We start from the raw sequence: 1,034 nt of genomic DNA, 5'->3' as shown, positions 1-1,034 counted from the left end.
CGGACAGGGCCCGGGTGAACCCCGCCCGCAGGTCGGTCCCCCCGCCCCCGGTCAGCGGGATGCCCCCGGCCCGGCACATCCGGTGCACCCGGTCCGCCGCCGCGTCGCAGGGCACCACGGAGACGAGGTCCCGACGGCCGCCCACGGCGCGGGAGATGGCGGCGACCTCCAGGAGCGCGCTGCCCAGTTCGGCGTCGGCGACCGAGCCGGACGTGTCGATGACCACCGCCACCCGGGGCGGGGTGCGCCGCAGGCTCGGCAGCACGGCGCCGGGGACGGCGGCCGAGCGCCGCGCGGGCCGACCGTAGCGGTAGTCGTCGCCCGCACCGGACCCGGTGACCGCGGCGCGCAGGGCCGCGCCGAGCAACTCCCGCCACGGCTGCGGCGGATGGAAGGCCTCCTCCGCCCACCGCCGCCAGCTCCGCGGCGCGCTGCCCGGCCGGGCCGTGATGCCCCGGGCCACCCGGAACCGGACGGCGTCGCGTTCCTGCTCGCTCAGGCCGTGCGCGCCGTCCGGCCCCAGGTCCCAGGCGCGCTCCAGACCGTCGGCCCCGCTGCCGCAGTCCAGCCAGACATGGTCCCGGGTGGCCGGGCCCAGCCGGAACTGCCGCAGGTAGTCCTCCATCAGCTCGCCGGGCGGCAGGCCCAGTCCGGCGGGCAGGACGGCGCCCTCGGGGCAGGGCAGCCCGTCGCCGAACGCGTCGTCGTTGATCTCGCAGTCGGCCGCGATGTTCATCCGCAGCCGCTCCCCGGGGCCGGTGAGGCCGCGTTCGCGGGCCACCCGGTCGCTGCGCCCGTGGTGGTCGCGCAGCAGGTGCGACACCTCGTGCACCCACACCGCCGCCAGTTCCTCCACGGGGGTGCGGTCCACGAACGCCGGGAAGGCGTAGCAGCGCCAGTGGCGGTCCACGGCCATCGTGGGGACCCGGCGGGAGGCGACGGGGTGCAGCGCGAACAGCGCCGTCGCGAGGTAGGGCCGGGCGCGGGCGGCCTGGAGCCGGGCGGCGAGGAGCTTGCCGAGGTCGAGGGGGCGG

1 protein-coding gene is annotated in these 1,034 nt (G+C 78.5%); it reads right to left on the bottom strand.

Annotation, left to right across the window (positions count from 1 at the left end; all coding sequences use genetic code 11):
* Positions 1-1,034: VWA-like domain-containing protein (locus tag G3I53_RS16135; RefSeq protein ID WP_164438476.1), on the bottom strand; the 1,034-nt coding region annotated here is incomplete at both ends.

Origin of the sequence: Streptomyces sp. SID14436, from assembly GCF_010548465.1 — a bacterium.
Classification (GTDB): domain Bacteria; phylum Actinomycetota; class Actinomycetes; order Streptomycetales; family Streptomycetaceae; genus Streptomyces.
The sequence above is the reverse complement of the archived record's forward strand: the minus strand, read 5'-3'. Positions and strand labels throughout refer to the sequence as shown.